This is a genomic window from Vibrio sp. GJ43-1, from assembly GCF_055808835.1.
Window position 1 is genome coordinate 2,713,669 of record NZ_CM147884.1, and the last position, 22,010, is coordinate 2,735,678.

The window sequence follows — 22,010 nt, forward strand, 5'->3', positions numbered from 1 at the left end:
CAAATTGAAGAGGGATCACAGTTAGTAGGCGGAGAAGACTAGGCGTAGAGCTTAATCGCACTCACGCTCGGCTAGCTCAATAGCAGGCTATCATCCGCCAGTTCTTCGCCACGTACTTTAGAGAACATTTCCAGCAAATCTGGAACACCCATGTTAGCGCGTTGCTCACCCGACACATCAAGGACGATCTCCCCTTGATGCAGCATCACCGTTCTATCACCACACGCCAACGCATCTTTCATTGAGTGCGTTACCATCATGACCGTCAAATTAAACTCACTAATGACCTTCTTAGTGAGATCGATAATAAAAGCGGCCATACGTGGGTCCAATGCTGCGGTATGCTCATCAAGGAGTAGCAGCTTACTGTCTGATAATGTTGCCATCACAAGGCTGACCGCTTGACGCTGGCCTCCTGACAGCAAGCCGATATTATCACCAAGACGATCTTCTAAACCTAACCCTAAAATACTGATGCGCTCTTGAAACAACTTACGACGTTTCGAAGACAGGGACATACTCCAGCCACGCTTTTTACCGCGCATATACGCCAACGCCATATTCTCTTCAATAGTCAAATCAGCACAAGTCCCCGCTAAAGGATCTTGAAACACCCGGGCACATTGATTCGCCCGTTGATCCACCGTTTGTCGAGTTACGTCCATTTCATCAATCAATACTCGGCCACCTACCATGGGTGTTTCGCCTGTCACAGCGCCGAGTAACGTCGATTTACCCGCCCCGTTGGAACCGATCACAGTTAAAAACTGATGTTCAGGTACTTCTAAATTCACACTTCTTAACGCTCGGTTTTCCAAGATGGTCCCTGGGTTAAAAGTGACTTGAATATCTTCTAATCGAATCATGCTACTTTCCCCGTGTTGCCTGAATTTGAAACCACTTTATTCTCAACAGGCTTACTGACCTTTTTTGCTTTCAGGTTTCCTTTGATCTTCGGCGCTATCAGCGCAGCGGCAACTAATACCGCGGTGACCAAGTTAAGATCCGATGCTTGCAACCCGAACATGCCACTGCTTAAGGCGAACGCCACTGCGAGTCGATACAGCACTGAACCGACGATTACAGCAACAACCGCTACCCAAATTTTACGACCCGGAATAAGAGTTTGACCTAGAATCACGGCTGCCAATCCAACAACAATAGTACCGACACCCGATGTCACATCAGCAAAGCTATTGGTTTGGGCAAATAACGCCCCGGCAAAACCCACAAAGCCATTTGATAGAGCAAGACAAAAATACGTATAAAATGCCGTGCTTGCCCCCTGCGCTTTCACCATTCTAGCGTTGACGCCAGTCGCTCGCAGCCCTAAGCCAAAATCACTATTGAGTAAGCGAACAACAAACCACGCTGAAATAAGTACCAACACACCAACCACGAGCGGTCGAATGTACATCGAGTTACCCATCATCTCGAATGGGGTCAAAATGGTTTCTTCACCCAACAGCGCGATATTCGGACGGCCCATAATGCGGATATTGATAGAGAAAGCCGCTATCATCGTTAAGATAGACGCCAGTAAGTGCAAAATACCACAGCGAACAGCCAGGAATGCCGTCACCCAACCTGTTGCTGCACCTGCAAGTACCGCCATGCCTGTAGCGATCCAAGGGTTAACACCCGATACAATAGCGGTTGCTGCAACGGCCGCCCCCATAGGGAAACTGCCATCAACACTTAAATCAGGGAAATCAAGTACTCGGAATGTGAGGTAGACGCCTAAAGCGACGAGGCCATAAATCAGACCAATTTCTAGAGCACCAAAGAATGCGAAAGCAGACATAACAACTCCTTTTCTGCTTATTAAAAGGGCCAAGCATAAATGCTTGGCCCAGGTAGGAATAAAACTATTTAACGCTTGTTGCGCGATCCATTACGGTTTTAGGAATAGTAAGACCTAGTTTTTTCGCAGCTGTCGCATTGATCACCAAATCAGAACCTTTTGCGACCTTAACGTCTAACTCACCCGGCGCTTTACCATCCAGAATTTGCGCTACGTAATCAGCAGTTTGAACACCAATTTGGTAATAATCAAAGCCTAGGCTGGCAACGGCACCACGCTCAACATAAGAGGTTGCCGCACCAAATACAGGGGTCTTCGCTTGGTTTGCCGATACAATCATCCCTTCAATAGCACTCGCAACCGTGTTGTCAATAAGGGCATAGATAATGTCAGACTTTGATACGATCGCTTGAGTTGCCGTTTGTACGTCTGCACTCTTCAGCGCCGTCGCCTCAACTAACTCAATGCCATGTTTTTTGGTGCTTTCTTTTAATAATGTCATCAAGCTAACCGCATTCGCTTCGCCTGGGTTGTACACCACACCAATGGTTTTGACGTCGGGCATAATCTCTTTAATGAGCTCTACGTGTTGATCAACGGGCGATAAATCAGAAAGCCCCGTTACGTTCTTACCGGGCTGCTCAAGCTGCTTTACCAACTTTGCGCCAACCGGATCCGTTACTGCAGTAAAGACGACTGGAATATCACGAGTTGCAGAGACTAACGCCTGCGCTGTTGGCGTAGCGATTCCTACAAGTACATCTGGACGCTCACCCACAAATTGACGGGCAATTTGTACCGCTATCGCAGGATTACCTTGTGCTGTTTTATAATCAAACTCTAAGTTTTTACCTTCTTCGTAGCCGTTTGCTTTTAAGCCATCGACCAGTCCTTGTCTGGTTGCATCTAACGCTGGATGCTCAACAATCTGTGAAACAGCGACTTTCGCTGTTTTAGCCATAATGCTTGCTGAAGACAACAGCGCGACACCCGTTAAGAGCGCCGTAGTAATTAGTTTGCTTGCTTTCATCTTGACTCCTTGATTCAGCAACGTACTTCTGTGTTTGCTGTGACAACCCCTTACTCACAAGGGTGTAAAATTTGTTTTACATTCTGTTTTTAATGCAATTTAACCATTGCATTTAACTAGTATTACTACCAGTTACCTTACCAAATTGAAAGAACTTATTAACATTCAACCTCGCAAACGTGCTATGAAAACAAATTATTAAGAAATGTTTCTCTCATCCCGTACAAGCACACGTACAGCAAAGTGCGCACTCTTTATCCGTACAGCATAACCAGAGACATTTTACGCGACCCTTGCATTCGCAACCTTTCACGACTTGATAAGCCATTCCTGTGACTAATCAGTAATCACGGCTATATTTGAAACCATAAAGCTCGGAAAGGTGAGAAGCGTCATTTAAAAAAGGGGAAGACATGAAAACCAACATACTGATCATTATTGGCTTATTCGCCATGGCAGTAAGTAGCGTCTACAGTAAAGAATTTGAAAGTAGCCAATACAAAAAAGTCGCCCAGCTCTCCGGGGTGCCCTGGGGCATCGAAAGCATTTCTGCCGATCAGCTATTAATCACACTGCGTGATGGTCGTATAGTGACGCTGACTGCGAATACTGGCAAAGTTAAACCCGTGAGTGGACTTCCAACGGTATATAGCGGCGGCCAAGGCGGCTTAATGGATGTGGTTAAGAATCCACAAAAAAACAATGAGTACTTTTTTACTTACGCTAAACCTAATGCGCAAGGCGATGGCGGATCTCCTACTCTTGCCAAAGCTACCCTCGTTCAAAATTCGCTGAACGACTGGCAAGATATATTCACGAGTAATGTGGTGGTAACCACAGGTAGGCATTTCGGTAGTCGGTTAGCCATTCGAGATGACTTTGTCTTCATGACGATCGGTGACGCTGGCGTACGAAAAAACGGACAAGACACCACGACTCACGCTGCAGTACTATAATTCGTCTCAACCTCGACGGTAGCATTCCAAAGAGTAACCCCTTTATTGCTAATGATAACTTTCAACCTGAAATATACAGCTATGGGCATCGAAATCCACAAGGTATTGCCTATCATCCCAGAACCCAACAGCTTTGGGCAATTGAGCACGGCCCTCGCGGCGGAGACGAGCTCAACCTAATTGAAAAAGGTCAAAACTATGGCTGGCCAATCACCTCACACGGCAAAGAGTATTGGGGCCCTGTTAGTGTTGGAGAGGCAACAGAAAAAGAAGGCATATCAGCCCCTAAAAAAGTGTATATCCCTTCTATTGCGCCCAGCTCTTTGTATATTTATCCAAGCCAAACCTTCCCTCGCCTCGAAGGTAAATTATTGATTGGGGCACTAAAGCTCACTCACATCAACTTGTTAGATGTCAACCAAATTGGTCAAGTACTAGAAGAGCGTCGCTACTACGAAACGTTAAATGAAAGGATCCGAGACATCACGTCAGATACCCAAGGCGCTTTGTGGTTCACCACCGACTCAGGGGGCATCTATACGATCACTCGTTCTAATAATGTGAAGTAGCAGCCTACGTAGACTGAGAGGACTCATGCCAATCAATATTCAAGCAACATGTTGATTTACGCGGCAAACAAAAACAGCTTGCTACGCTAGCAAGCTGTTGGGATGGTGGCGGGCAATGACATTCATTGAACGTTAGCAGCGTTTGAGTACTACGGCGCTGGTTTTAGCGTCAATGGGTTCCCTAAAACCAACGGTCAAACGAACTGCGATCGAGTTGCCTAAACGCTTTATTCAATATAATCGCCAACTCTTTATAACGAGGCTTCGCTTTGACTGGCTCGAGTGCGTACCCGGTCTCAGTCACTTTTTGATGTAACTCTCGATACCACGAGGCCAGAGCAGGGGGAAGCTTGGTGTGTGAACGGTTTCCTAACCACCACATACCTTGTAAAGGCAGGCTAATCGCAAACAAGGCGATAACAATAGTTTGAGGCATCGCCTGAGCGTTATTAAAGACCATTTGAGTCAGCACGCTGATTGCAGCCACCGCAGGCATCACTTTTACAGCAAACTTTGTCGCCTTAATAATGCGCTGCTCTGGGAACAGAGGGGTTAACTCTTTTCTCATTGGCCAAGTATCCATGTACTTCTGACCATTTTTTAAACTCTGAGTTAAGCTTAGTCTCTCACTCATCAGCAACCTCACTAAAAAAAGTTTAACCATTCAAATAAAAACGCAAAATATTGACGAAAGTTAATATTCTTTCAAATTTATTTTGTTATCATTACGCAATATCGTTATTCTTTGCGCTACCTCAATCTCATTGTTGACTTTATTTTGGAATAAGGCAACTACGAGATGAACGTCGCAAGGACGCAAAAGTGATTTTCTTGGAAAATCGCTTATGATTATACGGCAATTGTAGAATTTTTGATCAAGGCTGAATCGTAACAATTTGTACCTTCTCAGCCTTGAGAATTTATACCCTTGATCTTGGATCAGACAAATTACAGGTAACCTTTAATGTCTAAGCTAGTTTTAGTTCTAAACTGCGGCAGTTCTTCTCTTAAGTTCGCTATCGTTGACGCAACCACTGGTGACGAGCACCTAACAGGTCTTGCTGAGTGTCTTCACCTTCCTGAAGCACGTATCAAGTGGAAACTTGATGGCAAGCACGAAGCACAACTAGGCAACGGTGCAGCTCACGAAGAAGCACTAGCGTTCATGGTAGACACTATTCTTGCTTCTAAGCCTGAGCTTAAAGCGAACCTTGGCGCGATCGGTCACCGTATCGTTCACGGCGGCGAACAGTTCACTAAATCTGCACTGATCACTGATGACGTTCTTAAAGGTATCGAAGACTCTGCAACATTTGCACCTCTTCATAACCCTGCTCACATCATCGGTATTGAAGCTGCGAAGCACAGCTTCCCTGAACTGAAAAACGTAGCGGTATTTGACACAGCATTCCACCAAACAATGCCTGAAGAAGCTTACCTATACGCACTTCCGTACAACCTATACAAAGAGCACGGTATCCGTCGTTACGGCATGCACGGTACTTCTCACCTGTTTATCGCTCGTGAAGCAGCAGAGCTACTTGGCAAGCCAACAAACGAACTAAACATCATCAACTGCCACCTTGGTAACGGCGCATCTGTATGTGCTATCAAAAATGGTGAGTCTGTAGATACTTCAATGGGTCTTACTCCACTTGAAGGTCTTGTGATGGGTACTCGTTGTGGTGACATCGATCCTGCAATCATCTTCCACCTACACGACGCACTAGGCTACTCTGTTGAGCAAATCAACAACATGCTAACTAAAGAGTCTGGTCTACAAGGTCTAACAGAAGTGACGTCTGACTGTCGTTTTGTTGAAGACAACTACGGTGAGAAAGCAGAAGCAACACGTGCAATGGACGTGTTCTGTCACCGCCTTGCAAAATACGTTGCAGGCTACACAGCGACACTAGAAGGTCGTCTAGACGCTATCGTATTTACTGGCGGCATCGGTGAAAACTCTGCACCAATCCGTGAAATGGTTCTTAACCGTCTAGGCGTATTTGGTATCGAAGTAGATGGCGACGCTAACCTGAAAGCGCGTTTCGGTGGTGAAGGTACTATCACTACTGCAAGCAGCCGCATCCCAGCTATGGTTATCTCTACTAATGAAGAGCTAGTTATTGCTGAAGATACTGCGCGCCTAGCAGGTCTTTAATTTTCAAACTGGCTAACCAATAGGTTAGCCAGTTTTCTATTGAACTCAGTCATTTCGCTGCCCATTCAACGTGCATTAATACGCTGAGCTTCATCCCCCTTCATATAGTTTGAGGTGCTCAAAGAATGTCCCGTACTATTATGCTTATCCCTACTAGCGCAGGCGTCGGCCTAACAAGCGTTAGCATGGGTCTCCTTCGCGCGATGGAGCGTAAAGGTGTTAAAGTTTCTTTTTACAAGCCTATCGCTCAACCTCGTAGCGGTGGCGATCAGCCAGATCTAACAACCACTATCGTAGCCGCCAATAGCGACATGCAAATTGGTACGCCGCTGCAAATGTCTGTCGCCGAGAACCTTATCGGTAACGACAATATGGATGAGCTACTCGAAACCGTTGTTGAACGTTATAACCAAATCAACAAAGATGCGGACGTAACGCTGATCGAAGGTCTAGTCCCAACTCGTAAGCACCCTTTTGCTAACCAAGTGAACGCGGAAATCGCGGCAACACTTGGCGCTGAAATCGTGATGGTTGCGACTCCAAGCACAGACAACCCAGTGCAGCTTAAAGAGCGTATTGAAGTAGCCTGTTCTAACTTTGGTGGCACTAAGAACAAAAACATCTCAGGCGTTATCATCAACAAGCTTAACGCACCAGTAGATGAAGCAGGTCGTACTCGCCCTGACCTATCTGAAATCTTCGATGATGCAGATACAGCGAAGCAAAACGAATTGAAAGTGATGGAAATCTTCAACACTAGTCCAATTCGTGTGCTAGGTTGCGTGCCTTGGAGCATCGATCTTATTGCGACCCGTGCTATCGACATGGCACAGCACTTAAATGCTGAAATCATCAATGAAGGTGACATTGCAACGCGTCGCGTTAAGAGCATTACGTTCTGTGCACGTTCACTACCAAACATGATTGAGCACTTTAAGCCAGGTTCACTACTTGTGACTTCCGCAGACCGTCCAGACGTTATCGTTGCAGCGGCACTGGCAGCAATGAACGGTGTTGAAATCGGCGCTATCCTACTGACTGGCGGCTATGATGTTCCAGCTGAAATCAGCGACCTAATCAAGCCTGCGCTTGATACTGGTCTACCGATCTTCAAAGCACAAGGCAACACATGGCAGACTTCTCTGAACCTTCAAAGCTTTAGCATTGAAGTACCAGCGGATGATAAAGAGCGTATCGAATTCATTAACGATCACGTTGCTTGGTCATGTAGATGGTAACTGGATTGAATCAATGACAGAAGGCACTCAAAAGTCTCGTCGTTTAAGCCCACCAGCATTCCGTTACCAACTTACTGAGTTCGCTCGTAAAGCGGGTAAGCGTATTGTACTTCCTGAAGGCGATGAGCCACGTACCGTTAAAGCTGCGGCTATCTGTGCAGAGCGTGGTATTGCACAATGTGTTCTTCTTGGTAACCCAGACGAAATACGCCGTGTTGCTGCGCAACAAGGTGTAGAGCTTGGTGCTGGCGTTGAAATTATCGATTCTGATGCGGTTCGTGAAAACTACGTCGCTCGTTTGGTTGAGCTTCGCGGCGCGAAAGGCATGACAGAAGTTGTGGCTCGTGAAAAACTTCAAGATTCTGTTTTCCTAGGCACAATGATGCTAGAAAACGACGAAGTTGACGGCCTTGTTTCTGGTGCGGTACACACGACAGCAAACACTATCGTGCCACCGTTCCAAATCATCAAAACTGCGCCTGATGCCTCTATCGTATCCTCTATCTTCTTCATGCTTCTGCCTGATCAAGTATTGGTTTACGGTGACTGTGCAATCAACCCAGATCCAACGGCTGAACAGCTTGCAGAGATTGCAATCCAGTCTGCAGATTCTGCAACGGCATTTGGTATCGAACCACGCGTTGCAATGATCTCATACTCTACTGGTGAATCTGGTAAAGGCGCAGATGTTGATAAAGTACGTGAAGCGACGAAACTTGCTCAAGCAAAACGTCCTGACCTTATCATTGACGGCCCGCTACAGTACGACGCTGCTATCATGGAAAATGTTGCCGCTTCTAAAGCGCCTAACTCTCCTGTTGCTGGTAAAGCGACGGTATTCGTATTCCCTGACCTAAATACAGGTAACACGACATACAAAGCGGTACAACGTTCTGCTGACCTTGTGTCAATTGGTCCAATGCTTCAAGGCATGCGTAAACCAGTTAATGACTTGTCACGTGGCGCGCTAGTAGACGATATCGTTTACACCATCGCTCTAACAGCAATTCAATCAAGCCAAGAGCAAGGTTAATCTTTGTTTAACGCCTGAATGACGAAAGCCTCCATATGGAGGCTTTTTTGTATCTAGTTTTATCGCTGCAGCCCATCGACTCGCCCAATCTTAACCTAACGGGTTTAGTGAATCACGATCGTGTGGCGTATCAAGATCTAAGTCAGGCCCCAACGGAACCACTTGCGTCGGGTTAATCCCCGCATGGCTGAAGTAATAGTGACGTTTAATATGATAAAAGTCCGTCGTTTCCTTAATACCTTTGACCTGATACAGCTCTTTTAAGTATCCCTGAATATTTTTATAGTCGGCAATACGCTTTTTGTTGCATTTAAAATGTCCAACGTAAACGGCATCAAAACGCACTAAGGTGGTAAACAATCGCCAATCGGCTTCCGTTATTTGTTCTCCTGCCAAGTAGCGGTGCGTCACGAGATGCTGCTCCACTTTATCTAATGCAGAAAACAACGCATGGTAAGCCTCTTCGTATGCTTCTTGTGTTGTCGCAAAGCCACAACGATAAACGCCGTTATTGATCGCGGGATACACAAACTCATTCCACTCATCAATCTGTTTTTGTAACTTCAACGGATAATAATCCTTGTCATCACCCGTGAGTTCATTGAACTCTGTGTTAAACATACGAATAATTTCAGATGATTCATTGCTAACAATGGTTTGCGTCTTTTTATCCCATAATACAGGCACGGTGACACGCCCACTGTAATCCGCTTTCGCTTGAGTATACATTTGATGTAGATGGCTATGCCCAAACAGAGGTTCTGGAAGCCCGAAAGACCAACCTTTATCTAACATATCTGGGCAAACCACGGTGACGTCGATGTGAGACTCTAGCCCTTTCAGTGCACGAAAGATTAACGTGCGGTGCGCCCAAGGGCATGCTAGAGACACATAAAGATGGTAGCGACCAGACTCTGGTTGAAAGTCTGCCTCGGGATTATTTGTGACCCAATGGCGGAAGCCTGCATCTTCACGAACGAATTTACCGCCACTGGTTTTCGTGTCATACCAAACATCATGCCATACACCATCAACTAATTTGCCCATAATCTGCTCTCTCCTTACTTTACGTTAAAGACAGTATAGAAAATGCCTTCACAAAGGTTCAGTGGGGTAAGTAAAAGAAGATGTTCAAATAAATTGAAGAAACAAAAAAAGCGCGACTCAATTTGATGTCGCGCTTAGGCCTGTCACAGGCTGAAAAGCGAGTTAGCTTGTATCATCGGTATACGATTATGCGGTATTTCTCTATACCGATAACGCTATATCACGACACTAAACAGAAACGTTCAAACACGACACGGCATGCACATCCGTTCCTTGAAGCCCCGGCTTTTGCTGTGCACATTGCTCTGTCGCTTGCGGGCAACGAGTTCTAAACACACAACCAGAAGGCGGATTGATAGGCGACGGCAAGTCCCCTTCAAGCATCTGGATCGTCTTGTTACGTTCAAGCTTAGGATCTGGAATCGGTACTGCCGACATCAGTGCTTTGGTATATGGGTGCTTAGGGTCAGCAAACAAAGCATCTGCCTCTCCTAGTTCTACTGCATTACCCAGATACATTACAAGCACGCGATCAGAGATATGCTTCACTACCGATAAATCATGCGCAATGAACACTAAGCTCAACCCTAACTCGGTCTGTAACTCCTTCAACAAGTTCACCACTTGTGCTTGTATAGATACATCAAGCGCAGAAACAGGCTCGTCACAGATGATCATTTTCGGTTTTAGAATCAGTGCTCGCGCAATACCAATACGTTGACACTGACCACCCGAAAATTCATGTGGATAACGGTTGATGACGTTAGGCAATAGCCCTACTTTCGTCATCATCTCCTTCACCTGATCTTTTACTTCTTGCTTAGATAATTCAGGGTAAAAGGTCTGCAAAGGCTCTGCGATGATGTCACCGACGGTCATTCTAGGGTTCAGTGATGCCAATGGATCTTGGAAAATCATCTGAATTTCTTTACGAGTCTCACGACGCTGGACCGCTTGCATTTTGGTGAGGTCTTGCCCTAACCACATGACTTCACCATCGGTGGCTTCGACCAATCCAATAATGGCACGAGCAAACGTAGACTTACCACAACCAGACTCGCCTACGACGCCCAAGGTTTCGCCTTCAAACAAATGAACATCAACGCCATCAACGGCTTTTAGATTCGCGCAGCTTTGACCATGGCCAAGCCGATTTTGATGCAATGCTAAAATGCACTTTCAGGTTTTTAACATCAAGAATTAACTGTTTATTATCTGTCATAGCGTTCATCGTATCCACGTCTCCCAATCAGAAAAACACGCGCGTTGGCGGTCTTGGCCAAAGCTCGTCAATATCGGTGCCTCTTTACGACAACGATCAGTGACTCGATGGCATCGCTCTTGGTAAGGACACCCAGTAGGCAAGCGTAGCAAGTTTGGTGGGTTGCCTGGAATCGTTGGTAGTACGTCACCTTCGGTATCTAAACGAGGAATAGCCTTGAGCAGACCTTCCGCGTATGGGTGAGTCGGCTGATAGAAAATCTCATCAACCGTACCGTACTCCATAGTACGTCCAGCGTACATAACCAACACTTTATCGCACGATCCTGCCACGACACCAAGATCGTGGGTGATCATAATAATGGCTGTGTTGAATTCACTTTTTAGCTCGTTCAATAGATCCATAATCTGTGCTTGTACCGTCACATCTAGCGCGGTAGTCGGTTCATCGGCAATCAACAGCTTTGGACGGCATAATAGCGCCATTGCGATCATCACACGTTGACGCATACCGCCAGAAAACTCATGGGGGTACATAGTAATACGTTTACGGGCTTCTGGGATTTTAACCGCTTCAAGCATCCGTACGGATTCTTCAAACGCTTCTGATCGTCCCATGCCTTTGTGAAGCATAAGGACTTCCATCAATTGGTCGCTTACCTTCATATAAGGGTTTAGCGACGTCATTGGGTCTTGGAAAATCATCGCGATTTGCTCTGCACGAACCTTGTTCAGTGCTTTTTCTGGCAAGTTAAGGATTTCATTACCTTCAAATTTCGCGCTGCCAGAAATAATACCGTTCTTTGCCAATAGTCCCATAATCGCAAATACCGTTTGCGATTTACCAGACCCTGACTCTCCCACAATACCTAAGGTTTCACCTTGGTTTAAAGAGAAATTCAAATCGTTTACTGCGGTCACTATCCCATCTTGGGTGGTAAATTCGACTCGCAGATCTTTGACATCTAATAAGCTCATAATACTTCCTTTCTCTAATTCTTATCGGTCTTTTGGATCAAGCGCGTCACGAAGACCATCGCCTACATAGTTGAAACAGAACAGAGTGACGACCATAAAGATGGCTGGGTAAATCAATTGCCAGATTGCCACTTCCATAGTTTGAGAGCCTTCTTGAAGAAGTGCGCCCCAACTTGTCATGGGTTCTTGTACACCTAAGCCAAGGAAAGAAAGGAAAGATTCCGTCAAAATCATGCTTGGTATAAGTAGTGTTGAGTAAACCGCAACAATACCAAGTACATTCGGAACGATGTGTTTTGTAATAATTTTCCAGTTACTTACACCGGAAACGTGTGCTGCTTCAATAAACTCTTTGCTGCGTAAGCTCAACGTTTGACCACGAACAATTCGCGCCATGTCCAGCCAAGCTATCGCACCAATCGCGACAAAGATTAAAACAATATTACGACCAAAGAAGGTCACCAGTACAATCACAAGGAACATGAAAGGTACCGCATATAAGATCTCTAGAATACGCATCATGACGCGGTCAACACGTCCGCCAATAAAGCCGGATGTCGCACCATATAGGGTACCGATAAGCACGGCTACAAATGCACCTAACACCCCTACCATCAGTGAAATACGCCCACCAATTAAGGTACGCACATAAAGATCACGGCCTAAACTGTCGGTACCAAACCAGTGCTCGGCACTTGGTGCGGCATGCATGGCATACCAATCGGTATCATCAAAGGCGTATTGAGCAAACATCGGCAAGAAAATAACCGCCAGCGTCATCAGTGTAAGAATAAACAGACTCACCATTGCCGCTTTGTTGCGCATAAAACGAATACGGGCGTCTTGCCACAAACTGCGGCCTTCAATTTCTAAATTCTCGGAAAAATTTTCAATCGCTTCCAAGTTTTCTTTTTTCGTTAACATCATTCCCGCACTCCCTTAGTAACGAATTTTCGGGTCAATCATCGCTAGCAAAATATCAACGACAGCGTTGAAAAGGATGAAGAGGAAACCAATCAAAATGGTCACGCCCATCACTAACGAGTAATCGCGGTTAAATGCGGCATTAACAAAGAGTTTGCCAATACCCGGTAAGCCGAAGATGGTTTCGACTACGACAGAACCGGTAATGATACCTACGAACGCAGGCCCCATATACGATACAACCGAGTAACAGCGCAGGTTTTAAGGCATGCTTAAGAACAATGTAACGGTAACTCAAACCCTTGGCACGGGCGGTGCGAATAAAGTTACTGTTCAGCGTTTCTATCATGCTGCCACGAGTAATACGGGCAAAGGTGGCGACATAAAGTAACGACATGGCGATAACTGGTAATACGATGTATTGCATTCCGCCATCATGCCAACCACCCGCAGGGAACAAATTCCAGTGCAATGAGAATAGATAAATCAAAGCCGGTTGCCAACACAAAGGATGGCATCACCACCCCGAGCATGGCGGTCGACATTATGGTGTAATCGAGCCAGGTATTATGCTTCAAGGCGGCGATAGTCCCGACGCTTACCCCCATAATCACAGTAAAGACAAAGGCAATAAGCCCCACTTTTGCTGACACTGGCAGCGCCACTGCAATCAGCTCATTTACGGTATAGTCTTGATATTTAAAAGAAGGGCCGAAGTCGCCTTGCAGAATATTCGTTAAGTACGTGGTGTACTGTTCGAACACTGGCTTATCAAGGCCATACTTCGCTTCAATGTTCGCCATTACTTCCGGTGGAAGTGGGCGCTCACTTGAAAAAGGGTTACCTGGCGCAAAGCGCATCAGGAAAAAAGAGACGGTAATTAATACCAACAAGGTTGGTATTGCTTCAAATATCCGTTTCATAATGAATTTAAGCATAAACTCATCCATCCAGTCTGTGACAATTTAAAATAAAAGAGACCCTGCGTGTGCTTTCGCACACACAGTGTCTTATATCGTTATATTTTTTATAGGGTGTTATTTAGCTTTGATGTAGAGATCTTTTGAGTAGATCTTATCTTCTGCGTTACCTTCAGGGTAACCACCAAGCTCAGGTGATACGAGACGAGTTGTCACGTACTGATAGATTGGTGCAATTGGCATGTCTTTCGCTAGGAGCTTCTCAGCTTCGATGTAAAGCTTCGTGCGCTCATCTTCTGAAGTTGAGCTAAGTGCTTTCTCAATCACTGCATCGTAGTCTTTGCTCTTATAGTGCTGACCTGCAGTTGTATTTGCACTTACCATTAGCGTTAAGAATGAAGAGGCTTCGTTGTAGTCACCACACCAGCCAGCACGTGCAACATCAAAGTTACCGAGTATCTTTGCTGTCTAGGTAAGATTTCCACTCTTGGTTCTCAAGTTTCGCGTTAATACCCAGCTCTTTTTTCCACATTGAAGCAATCGCTACAGCAATCTTCTTATGGTTTTCAGAGGTGTTGTACAACAGATCGAATTCTAGAGGGTTGCTCTTAGAGTAACCGGCTTCTTCTAGAAGGCGTTTTGCTTCAGCAATACGCTCTTTCTGACTCAGCTGACCGTATTCTGGAGTGACTGGATCAAAGCCCGCTGTAATTTCAGGCGTTAGGAAGTACGCTGGTTTTTGACCTTGACCTAGGATCGCTTTAGAAATGATATCGCGGTCCATGGCATAAGACATCGCTTTACGAACTCGCACATCATTAAACGGTGCTTTCTGGGCATTGAACTGGTAGTAATACGTACATAGGTTACCCTTGATGTTGACATCTTGTGGGTACTCTTTTTGTAGGCGACGGAAATGCTCGTTTGGCACTTCATAAGTGAAATCCAGTTCACCAGACAAGAAACGGTTCATTTCCGCTACTTGGTTTTCAATTGGTAGGAAGGTAACTTTCGTTAGAACCGTGTTTCCTTGGTCCCAGTATGAATCGCTCTTAACAAGCTCTAGACGCTCATTCACAACCCACTTGTTTGGTACAAATGCACCATTACCAACGAAGTTTTCAGGCTTCGTCCACTGGTCACCAAATTTTTCTACCGTTGCTTGATGGACAGGCTTCACTGTGGTGTGGCCCATCATCATTACGAAATATGGTACAGCCGTATCAAGCGTTACTTCCAATGTATGCTCGTCTAGTGCTTTAACACCCAGCTCACTCTTATCTTTTTTACCCGCTACGATATCTTTAGCATTCGCCATCTTGGTGTATTCCATATACCAAGCGTATGGTGAAGCCGTTTTAGGATCGACAGCGCGTTGAAAACTGAAGACAAAGTCATTCGCCGTTACAGGATCGCCATTTGACCATTTCGCGTCATCACGAAGATGGAATACAAACGTTTTGTTGTCTGCGGTTTCCCAAGACTTAGCAACACCAGGGATAGTTTTGCCGTTTGCATCTTGGTTAACTAGGCCTTCAAGGAGATCACGAATCACGTGAGACTCTGGAACACCCTGCGATTTATGCGGATCGAGTGTTGCAACCTCAGTACCATTACCACGTACAAGCTCTTGCTTATCGGCTAGTTTTGTACGCTAAGCAGGGAACTTCTGCGGCAAGCGAAGAAAAAGAGGTGGCAGCCACTGCCATGCTCGCGCCTAGAAGAAGGGCTTGCGTGATTTTGTTCTTATACATGCATCTAACTCCAAGTAATTTTTATTGCATCCATGACGTCTTTATACAGGGCTAGAACGGACAGCATTTTAGATTAATTTAGCTCAAAACTTGAGCACAAAAATCTAAACCCATACAAAGATTGCGGTTCACATTACCAACCTTCGAAGTAATTTGCCATTAATTTGTAACGAAAATGGCATAACACTCCTGTTTGCTCGAATAATCAGCAGATCGTTCCAGAATAAGGCGTAATTGCACAAACAATTTACTACAATGCGCTTCCTGGCCTTATGAACCTATTTATAATTCTAAAATTAGCGAAATTAATAGCGAAACATGCCAACTAATTACGATAAAATTTAACATTTCGTTTTCATTCTACCTTTTACACAGCATTATCAAATGTCAAAAAAAGCTAAATGTGACGCTTATCACAAGGTAATGGGTGTTACTTTGCGTTCCGTAGCAGTAATTCACAGTTCTGCATGAACAAGACGTTGCTATCACCCTATAACTCGTGACATAGGACGAAGAGCACACTCGTCTTTCTCAGTTAGCGTCTTGAAGATAAATTAAGCGGAATAAACGATATTGGTGATTATATTTAACAATGTAGCGCGCAGAATGCCATCATGTTTGACAAAAAAAAACCCAGCCTTTGACTACCAAAAAGACTGGGATAACTGGATTCATATGCACGGCTCAAGTGCAAATTCAGATAAGGAGATTGTTATCAAAGAAAACACATAGCTTTCTTTTTTAACAGCCTTAATGTTAAATATATTTAACATTAAGGCTAGTCCCCTTTCAGGTTACACGCAGAATGCTTAATGAACGTGCTGACCACCAAAGTAAACGGTTAAAGGATCAACATTGCTGTCCGAAGGCACCGTAGAGGCGGCTTCCAAAAATAAAGAGAATAACTCCGACTGTGAGGATATCTTTAGCTTGTTGTGTATTCGTTTACGATACACTTTAACGGTCTCCGTGCTAACTTCTAATAGTGGCGCAATCGCTTTGGTCGAGTAACCCTGCAATACAAGTTGGGTCACCTGACATTCCCTCTCACTCAAAAAGTCTTTGCCGAAGTTACTAAATATGTCATTGAGTTGGTGCCCTATCGTACGCTCTTCTACCTTACCAACTTGAAAGTGTTTACTGACCGCAGCTTGAATGAGCTCAAAGTAGTTCATCAAGCGGCATCGCTCATCGCACTCCACTGAGTCTCGCTTGCGAAGACCTAACGACAAGACAACGTTAAATTCCTCAGAGCATTTAATTAACAGCCCCACCTCTTTCTTGAGTCCTGTTTGCTTATAGACTTGCTGATAGTAGTCACTGGTATAAAACTCATCAGGGGCAATATCTTCAAGTCGATACACGCCATCTGTCGTTCCGGCGCGAATGAGCTGGTAAAATGGGTCAAGTACAAGCGTATTGAGCAGCTCTTTATTCTTCACTTCATCAATGAAATAGTCTGAGTCGTTGTAAATCATCACGGGCGATTTGCCCTGACTAAACCCCATCACCACCAAGCTTTCGTAATCAATTATATTCGTAGCAAGTTGTGATAACTCAGACAGAAACTGTGTCTCTCCAATGGCTTTTATTACGCCAGGGTACTTGTCACAGAACACTTGCCAACCTTCCATAGGTAAGGACATAGACACTCCTTTCGTCATTGCCGCATTTGTATTAAGGATGTATCACGAATAACCATTCACCTCAATTCACGCGCTTTCAATCTATTCGTAAACCCTACAACGTCGCGTATGAACTATTAGTTTGTCGGCCGATAACTCGTAAACTAACCGCTGATGTCACTCCGCTGCCTGCTGGATTACATATGAATGTAAGTAGATATTTCAACCATATTGGCAAATATAATTAACACCAAAAAGTAGCAATGCCCTTTTTTGACTGGACTCATCACAGTTTTGCATCACATTTTGTATGAACAACCGCCGTATAGCCCCGCCGAATAATACCAAAACGCTTCACCTCCAAATCCCGTACCCAATTTGGGGTACAGACTAAGCAATGCAACAATGTACATAATATTTAACAAATCAATAACAAAACAGGCGTACTATGCAGGGACAGATGATCAACAGCCAACTGACTATCACGGAAATCATGCGACATGCTGAAAGAGTGAATAGTGGTACCGAAGTCGTATCCATAACCCATGATAATCCCATCCATCGCTACACGTTAAAAGAGGCATTTAAGCGAGTGAGGCAACTCGCCAACGCTTTGCAAGACTTAGGCATTAAACAAGGGGATAGAGTTGCAACGCTCGCATGGAATGACTATCGACATCTTGAGCTTTATTACGCCGTATCATGTTCAGGGGCAGTGTTACATACCGTCAACCCTCGCCTGTTTCCGGAACAAATCGAGTACATCGTTAACCACGCAGAAGATTCCGTCGTTTTCTTTGACCCCTTCTTTCTGCCACTCATTGAACAGCTTAAAGAAAAACTACCGACCGTGACTCGGTTCATCGCACTTACCGACTCGCAACACCTGCCAACCAACAATATCGAAGACCTGATCGACTATGAGACGTTAATCCAAGATAAAAGCTCGCAGTTTACATGGCCTGACATCAAAGAAGACCAAGCAAGCTCACTGTGTTATACCTCAGGGACAACAGGCAATCCAAAAGGCGTATTATATAGCCACCGTTCTACCGTTTTACATTCAATGGGTAGTGCACTCCCGGATGCTTTTTCCCTCTCATTAGACGAAACCGTTATGCCTATCGTGCCCATGTTTCATGTAAACGGATGGGGGCTTGCTTATAGCGCGCCTATGACCAGGCACTAAACTTGTTCTCCCTGGACCTAAAATGGCAGACGGTGAAACGCTCACTCACCTCATTAATGAGGAAGGCGTGACCATGACCGCTGGCGTACCCGTGATTTGGCTGACACTACTAGAACATTTAAAAAAGACCGATACTCAAGTGCCTAGCTTAAACCGAATTGTTGTCGGAGGCTCCGCTTGTCCCGAGCTTCTCATTGCGGAATTTGATGAACTGTTTAATGTCTCTGTTCATCATGCCTGGGGAATGACAGAAATGAGCCCTCTTGGCACATTCAATCAACTGACCCCAAGTATCAAAGCACAAGGACAAGCACAGCAAATGGCCACTAAGCTAAAACAAGGTCGAATCGTCTTTGGTGTGGATATCCGTATTGAAGATTGGGAGGGCAATGAACTTGATTGGACAGGCAACCAATTCGGTTCGGTAAAAGTACGAGGCCCTTGGGTCGCCTCGGGATACTACAAGCAAGGTGAGCAACTAGACAGTAATGGCTACTTCGATACCGGAGATGTCGCCAGCATAGATAAAAATGGCTATATGATGATCACCGATCGTTCAAAAGACGTGATTAAATCGGGCGGGGAATGGATAAGTTCAATTGAACTAGAAAACATTGCCGTTGGTCATCCCGATGTGAAAGAAGCCGCGGTCATTGGTGTATCCGATCCTAAATGGGGCGAGCGTCCGCTGCTTATTGTCGTGACCCATCAAGTTGAAGTCACTCAGCAAGAGCTATTGGACTACTTTGACGGCAAAGTAGCCAAGCTTTGCATACCCGATGCTGTTGTGTTCGTCAAAGATCTGCCTCATACCGCAACGGGTAAACTCAGTAAAAAAGACTTAAGAACACAATTTGCCCATTACGCACTTAACTAATTTTTCGCTCTGTTACGTATCGTCCGGCAAATACGAAACCGTGCTGTAAATACGAAGCCACTTTGTAAGTGTGAAACCATATTGTAAATACTAAGCGAGACCGTTAGGTCTCACTTAGTATCCACTCGATAAAAAAACATCAAACAAACACAACCTTAACAACCTTGTAACCCAATTGGGTACTACTGTTAATCCTATTAGCAGCTCATTATTAACATAATGATAACAATCCTGATCTAGGATGGATAGGAGAACACTATGTTAAGTCACCTTTTGAGGCCCACCCGAACCATTGATTCTAAAGCGCTCATCATTGCCGCCACAATGCTGGTCATGTTTGCGCCCAATGCGTTTAACTTTTTACCCTTCATGCTCGGTGGTGTCGCTGAAGCAATGTCACTGAACGATGCTCAAATCGAGAGCATCGCCATGTATGAATTACTTGCAACCGCCCTTTCTTCTTTACTATTTTCGTTGCTTTTAATTCGTAGAACAAACTGGCGCTATGTTGGTTACCTTGCGGCCTTTGCCCTGATTATTGGTAACTACTTAAGTATGACCGCTCCAGATTTTGACAGTTTCATTACCAGCCGACTGATTGCAGGTACCGTAGGTCAAGGTATTGGCTACTCTCTAGGTTTAGTCGGTATGAGTGTCACCAAAAACCCAGGACGAAATTTTGGCTTTATGATTGCGGCGTTAAACGTTTGGCTAATCACGTGGTTCGTCTTAATACCTGAGTTAATGGCAACTTATGGCCTTAATGCGCTCTATCAGTTCTTTATGTTCGCTTCCGCCTTATGCCTAGTAGCATTTTGGTTCTTCCCGAACAATGGGCGAATTGATAAAGACAAAGAGATTACCGACAATAGCTCTGCGAACATTGATAAGAAGCATTTTGTCGTTCCCATGATTTGGGTTGGCGGTGCATTTCTTGTGTACAGCTTAAGCCTTGGCATTATCTATCCCTACATCGAGCTCATTGGCGCGGACATGCAAGCATCAACCGAAGATGTAGGCTTAGTTCTTGCCATCGGATCCGTTTTAGCCGTTGGTGGTGGTATTTTGACCGCTGTAATTGATAAAAAATTCAGCCACACAACCATTATTGTTACCTTGAGTATTATTAATGGTGCTGTTTGTTTTGGTATGGCTAGCACACAAGACACGATTTCATTCCTTGGCTTCTCAACTCTTTACATCATGCTATGGAACATGATGTATGCACGTTACTATACAGCACTCGCAACGACAGATAAGTCAGGTTACTTTAGCTCATACGGTCCAGAAATCGGTACCGTAGGCTTAGCGTTGGGACCAATCTTAGCCCAGGCCCTAACAGTGACAGGCGACTTCCAAGGTCAGGTCGGCGTTGGAGCAGTTTGCATCGTTGTCGCTACGGTAATGGTTGTCATTGGTTTCAACAAATCCAAGGCGGTCAACAAAGGGCTCGATTCCGTAGAGCATCGTAGCGGTAATCACCAAAAGCATAACGACAACCTCATAAGCTTCCACGCACTAAAGCATCGGTAATAAAAAAGAGAGCCAATAATCGGCTCTCTTTTCTTTATCAACGCCACTACTGTTCATTTCACTTCCCTTTGCGCCCTCGAGCCTCTCACCACTTCACCTCATACCCTATGATAAAACCATAGGATCCTTATTCACTGTGAATTTCATTTCCTGAGATAATCCTTATTGGTTCCTTGTCTGAATCTAAACCGTCACTTTCTCTCAACCGAAACGAGCTACAATGAAAAATAATCTAGCTATCACCCTTTTGTTCCTCACTGGCTGCAACTCAATCGCGCCTGAGCACCGTGGAACATATCAACTATGTACTTCGTTATCGCAATACAACAACGAAGCAATAGAACAAGAACTCATCAATAGAGGTGTGGACCCGAAAGGGATGGAGTGTGATAAAGCTCGGGTCGAATCGCAAAAAGAGAGAGAGCGAGAAATGAAATTAAATCGGGAGCTATGGCTATTAGAGCATAAGCTTCGTCATGAAAGCTATTAGTCGCTTTACTAGCCCTATGCTTGATATTAAGAATACGTTCAGAAAAACGAAAAGAGGCGCATGTCGGCGCCTCCTTCATTAATCACCTAGGTTATTTTAGCTGATTTACTGCAGCTTTAATCTCGGCAACTATAGATTCATTTCTAATTGAACCTTTTTCGAGATCAAAATTATCGTAGAAACTTGGTACTGATACGCTCGCTTTTACATTACCACCAAAATACGGTGCTGAGTTCGTTGCTGCTGCTAAAACATTCGCCGCTCCACCAGGTCCCGGCGATGTTGCCAAATACACGGCTGGTTTATCCGCAAAAACTTCACGCTCAATACGCGTTGCCCAATCAAACAAATTTTTATAAGCGGCAGGGTAATGGCCATTGTGCTCTGCAAACGAAATAACCAAAGCATCGGCTTGCGCGATATCATCCAAAAATTGCTTAGCACCTTGTGCTTGCCCAATCTCTTTCTCTTTATCTTCACTAAACAAAGGAACGTCGTATTGACTGATGTCTAAAACCTCAACATCCGCCCCTTCAATTTGATTGGCTGCGTACGTCGCTAACAATTTGTTAATCGACGTTCCACTGGTACTTGCACCAAATGCGATAACTTTCATAGGGAGTCCTTCTACTGGTTTCTTATTCGTTCGGTATGGATATAG

At 44.9% G+C, this 22,010-nt stretch carries 16 protein-coding genes and 4 pseudogenes; 8 read left to right on the plus strand and 12 right to left on the minus strand.

The annotated features are described in order from the left end of the window. Positions 1-71: 71 nt before the first annotated feature. The 3 genes from AC0L66_RS12950 to AC0L66_RS12960 form a co-directional block, all read right to left on the minus strand. On the minus strand, positions 72-866 hold the full coding sequence (locus AC0L66_RS12950; RefSeq protein WP_265675294.1) for an ABC transporter ATP-binding protein: 795 nt from the start codon (positions 864-866) through the stop codon (positions 72-74). Next, positions 863-1,804, minus strand: coding sequence for an ABC transporter permease (locus AC0L66_RS12955; RefSeq protein ID WP_265675295.1), 942 nt, complete (start codon positions 1,802-1,804; stop codon positions 863-865). The genes AC0L66_RS12950 and AC0L66_RS12955 overlap by 4 nt, the downstream gene beginning before the upstream one ends. A 64-nt stretch (positions 1,805-1,868) precedes the next feature. Continuing rightward, positions 1,869-2,834 (minus strand): ABC transporter substrate-binding protein, encoded by a 966-nt coding sequence (locus tag AC0L66_RS12960; RefSeq protein WP_473567591.1) that lies wholly within the window; start codon positions 2,832-2,834, stop codon positions 1,869-1,871. 413 nt (positions 2,835-3,247) lie between these two features. Between AC0L66_RS12960 and AC0L66_RS12965 the strand changes: the two genes are divergently transcribed. Together AC0L66_RS12965 and AC0L66_RS12970 are read left to right on the plus strand one after the other, a co-directional pair. Then, the gene (locus tag AC0L66_RS12965; protein ID WP_473567593.1) at positions 3,248-3,790 is read left to right on the plus strand and encodes a PQQ-dependent sugar dehydrogenase; all 543 of its coding nucleotides are present in this window, start codon (positions 3,248-3,250) and stop codon (positions 3,788-3,790) included. Beyond that, positions 3,790-4,359 (plus strand): PQQ-dependent sugar dehydrogenase, encoded by a 570-nt coding sequence (locus tag AC0L66_RS12970; protein ID WP_473569259.1) that lies wholly within the window; start codon positions 3,790-3,792, stop codon positions 4,357-4,359. The genes AC0L66_RS12965 and AC0L66_RS12970 overlap by 1 nt, the downstream gene beginning before the upstream one ends. 181 nt (positions 4,360-4,540) lie before the next feature. Here the strand turns inward: AC0L66_RS12970 and yfbV are convergent, their stop codons facing one another. After that, complete coding sequence (gene yfbV / locus AC0L66_RS12975) at positions 4,541-4,993, minus strand: terminus macrodomain insulation protein YfbV (protein WP_265675298.1); 453 nt, start codon at positions 4,991-4,993, stop codon at positions 4,541-4,543. 330 nt (positions 4,994-5,323) lie between these two features. Between yfbV and AC0L66_RS12980 the strand changes: the two genes are divergently transcribed. Together AC0L66_RS12980 and pta are read left to right on the plus strand one after the other, a co-directional pair. Then, the gene (locus tag AC0L66_RS12980; RefSeq protein ID WP_265675299.1) at positions 5,324-6,520 is read left to right on the plus strand and encodes an acetate kinase; all 1,197 of its coding nucleotides are present in this window, start codon (positions 5,324-5,326) and stop codon (positions 6,518-6,520) included. A 125-nt stretch (positions 6,521-6,645) separates the two neighbouring features. Next, positions 6,646-8,791: pseudogene (pta, locus tag AC0L66_RS12985) on the plus strand (phosphate acetyltransferase). Positions 8,792-8,881: 90 nt separating this feature from the next. On the opposite strand, the gene AC0L66_RS12990 reads toward pta, so the two are convergent. The 7 genes and pseudogenes from AC0L66_RS12990 to AC0L66_RS13020 form a co-directional block, all read right to left on the minus strand. Then, positions 8,882-9,838, minus strand: a complete 957-nt coding sequence (locus AC0L66_RS12990) for a glutathione S-transferase family protein (RefSeq protein WP_473567596.1) — start codon at positions 9,836-9,838, stop codon at positions 8,882-8,884. Positions 9,839-10,066: 228 nt separating this feature from the next. Then, a pseudogene (gene oppF / locus AC0L66_RS12995) lies at positions 10,067-11,060 on the minus strand (murein tripeptide/oligopeptide ABC transporter ATP binding protein OppF). 5 nt (positions 11,061-11,065) lie between these two features. Further along, complete coding sequence (gene oppD / locus AC0L66_RS13000; protein ID WP_473567597.1) at positions 11,066-12,037, minus strand: oligopeptide ABC transporter ATP-binding protein OppD; 972 nt, start codon at positions 12,035-12,037, stop codon at positions 11,066-11,068. Positions 12,038-12,058: 21 nt separating this feature from the next. After that, positions 12,059-12,961: an oligopeptide ABC transporter permease OppC gene (oppC, locus tag AC0L66_RS13005; RefSeq protein ID WP_265675317.1), complete on the minus strand. Its 903-nt coding sequence runs from the start codon at positions 12,959-12,961 to the stop codon at positions 12,059-12,061. Between the two features lie 15 nt (positions 12,962-12,976). Then, positions 12,977-13,899 (minus strand): annotated as a pseudogene (gene oppB, locus AC0L66_RS13010) (oligopeptide ABC transporter permease OppB). Between the two features lie 99 nt (positions 13,900-13,998). Beyond that, positions 13,999-15,635: pseudogene (locus AC0L66_RS13015) on the minus strand (ABC transporter substrate-binding protein). An 809-nt stretch (positions 15,636-16,444) separates the two neighbouring features. Beyond that, the gene (locus tag AC0L66_RS13020; RefSeq protein WP_265675306.1) at positions 16,445-17,281 is read right to left on the minus strand and encodes a helix-turn-helix transcriptional regulator; all 837 of its coding nucleotides are present in this window, start codon (positions 17,279-17,281) and stop codon (positions 16,445-16,447) included. 439 nt (positions 17,282-17,720) lie between these two features. Between AC0L66_RS13020 and AC0L66_RS13025 the strand changes: the two genes are divergently transcribed. The 4 genes from AC0L66_RS13025 (at position 17,721) to AC0L66_RS13040 (ending at position 21,349) form a co-directional block, all read left to right on the plus strand. Next, positions 17,721-18,449, plus strand: a complete 729-nt coding sequence (locus AC0L66_RS13025; protein WP_473567599.1) for an AMP-binding protein — start codon at positions 17,721-17,723, stop codon at positions 18,447-18,449. Between the two features lie 22 nt (positions 18,450-18,471). Next, the gene (locus AC0L66_RS13030) at positions 18,472-19,326 is read left to right on the plus strand and encodes an AMP-binding protein (protein ID WP_473567601.1); all 855 of its coding nucleotides are present in this window, start codon (positions 18,472-18,474) and stop codon (positions 19,324-19,326) included. Between the two features lie 258 nt (positions 19,327-19,584). Continuing rightward, positions 19,585-20,859 (plus strand): MFS transporter, encoded by a 1,275-nt coding sequence (locus AC0L66_RS13035; protein ID WP_473567602.1) that lies wholly within the window; start codon positions 19,585-19,587, stop codon positions 20,857-20,859. A gap of 220 nt (positions 20,860-21,079) precedes the next feature. Continuing rightward, positions 21,080-21,349, plus strand: coding sequence for a hypothetical protein (locus tag AC0L66_RS13040; protein ID WP_473567604.1), 270 nt, complete (start codon positions 21,080-21,082; stop codon positions 21,347-21,349). Between the two features lie 91 nt (positions 21,350-21,440). Here the strand turns inward: AC0L66_RS13040 and AC0L66_RS13045 are convergent, their stop codons facing one another. After that, the gene (locus AC0L66_RS13045; protein WP_473567605.1) at positions 21,441-21,965 is read right to left on the minus strand and encodes an NADPH-dependent FMN reductase; all 525 of its coding nucleotides are present in this window, start codon (positions 21,963-21,965) and stop codon (positions 21,441-21,443) included. Between the last annotated feature and the right edge of the window lie 45 nt (positions 21,966-22,010).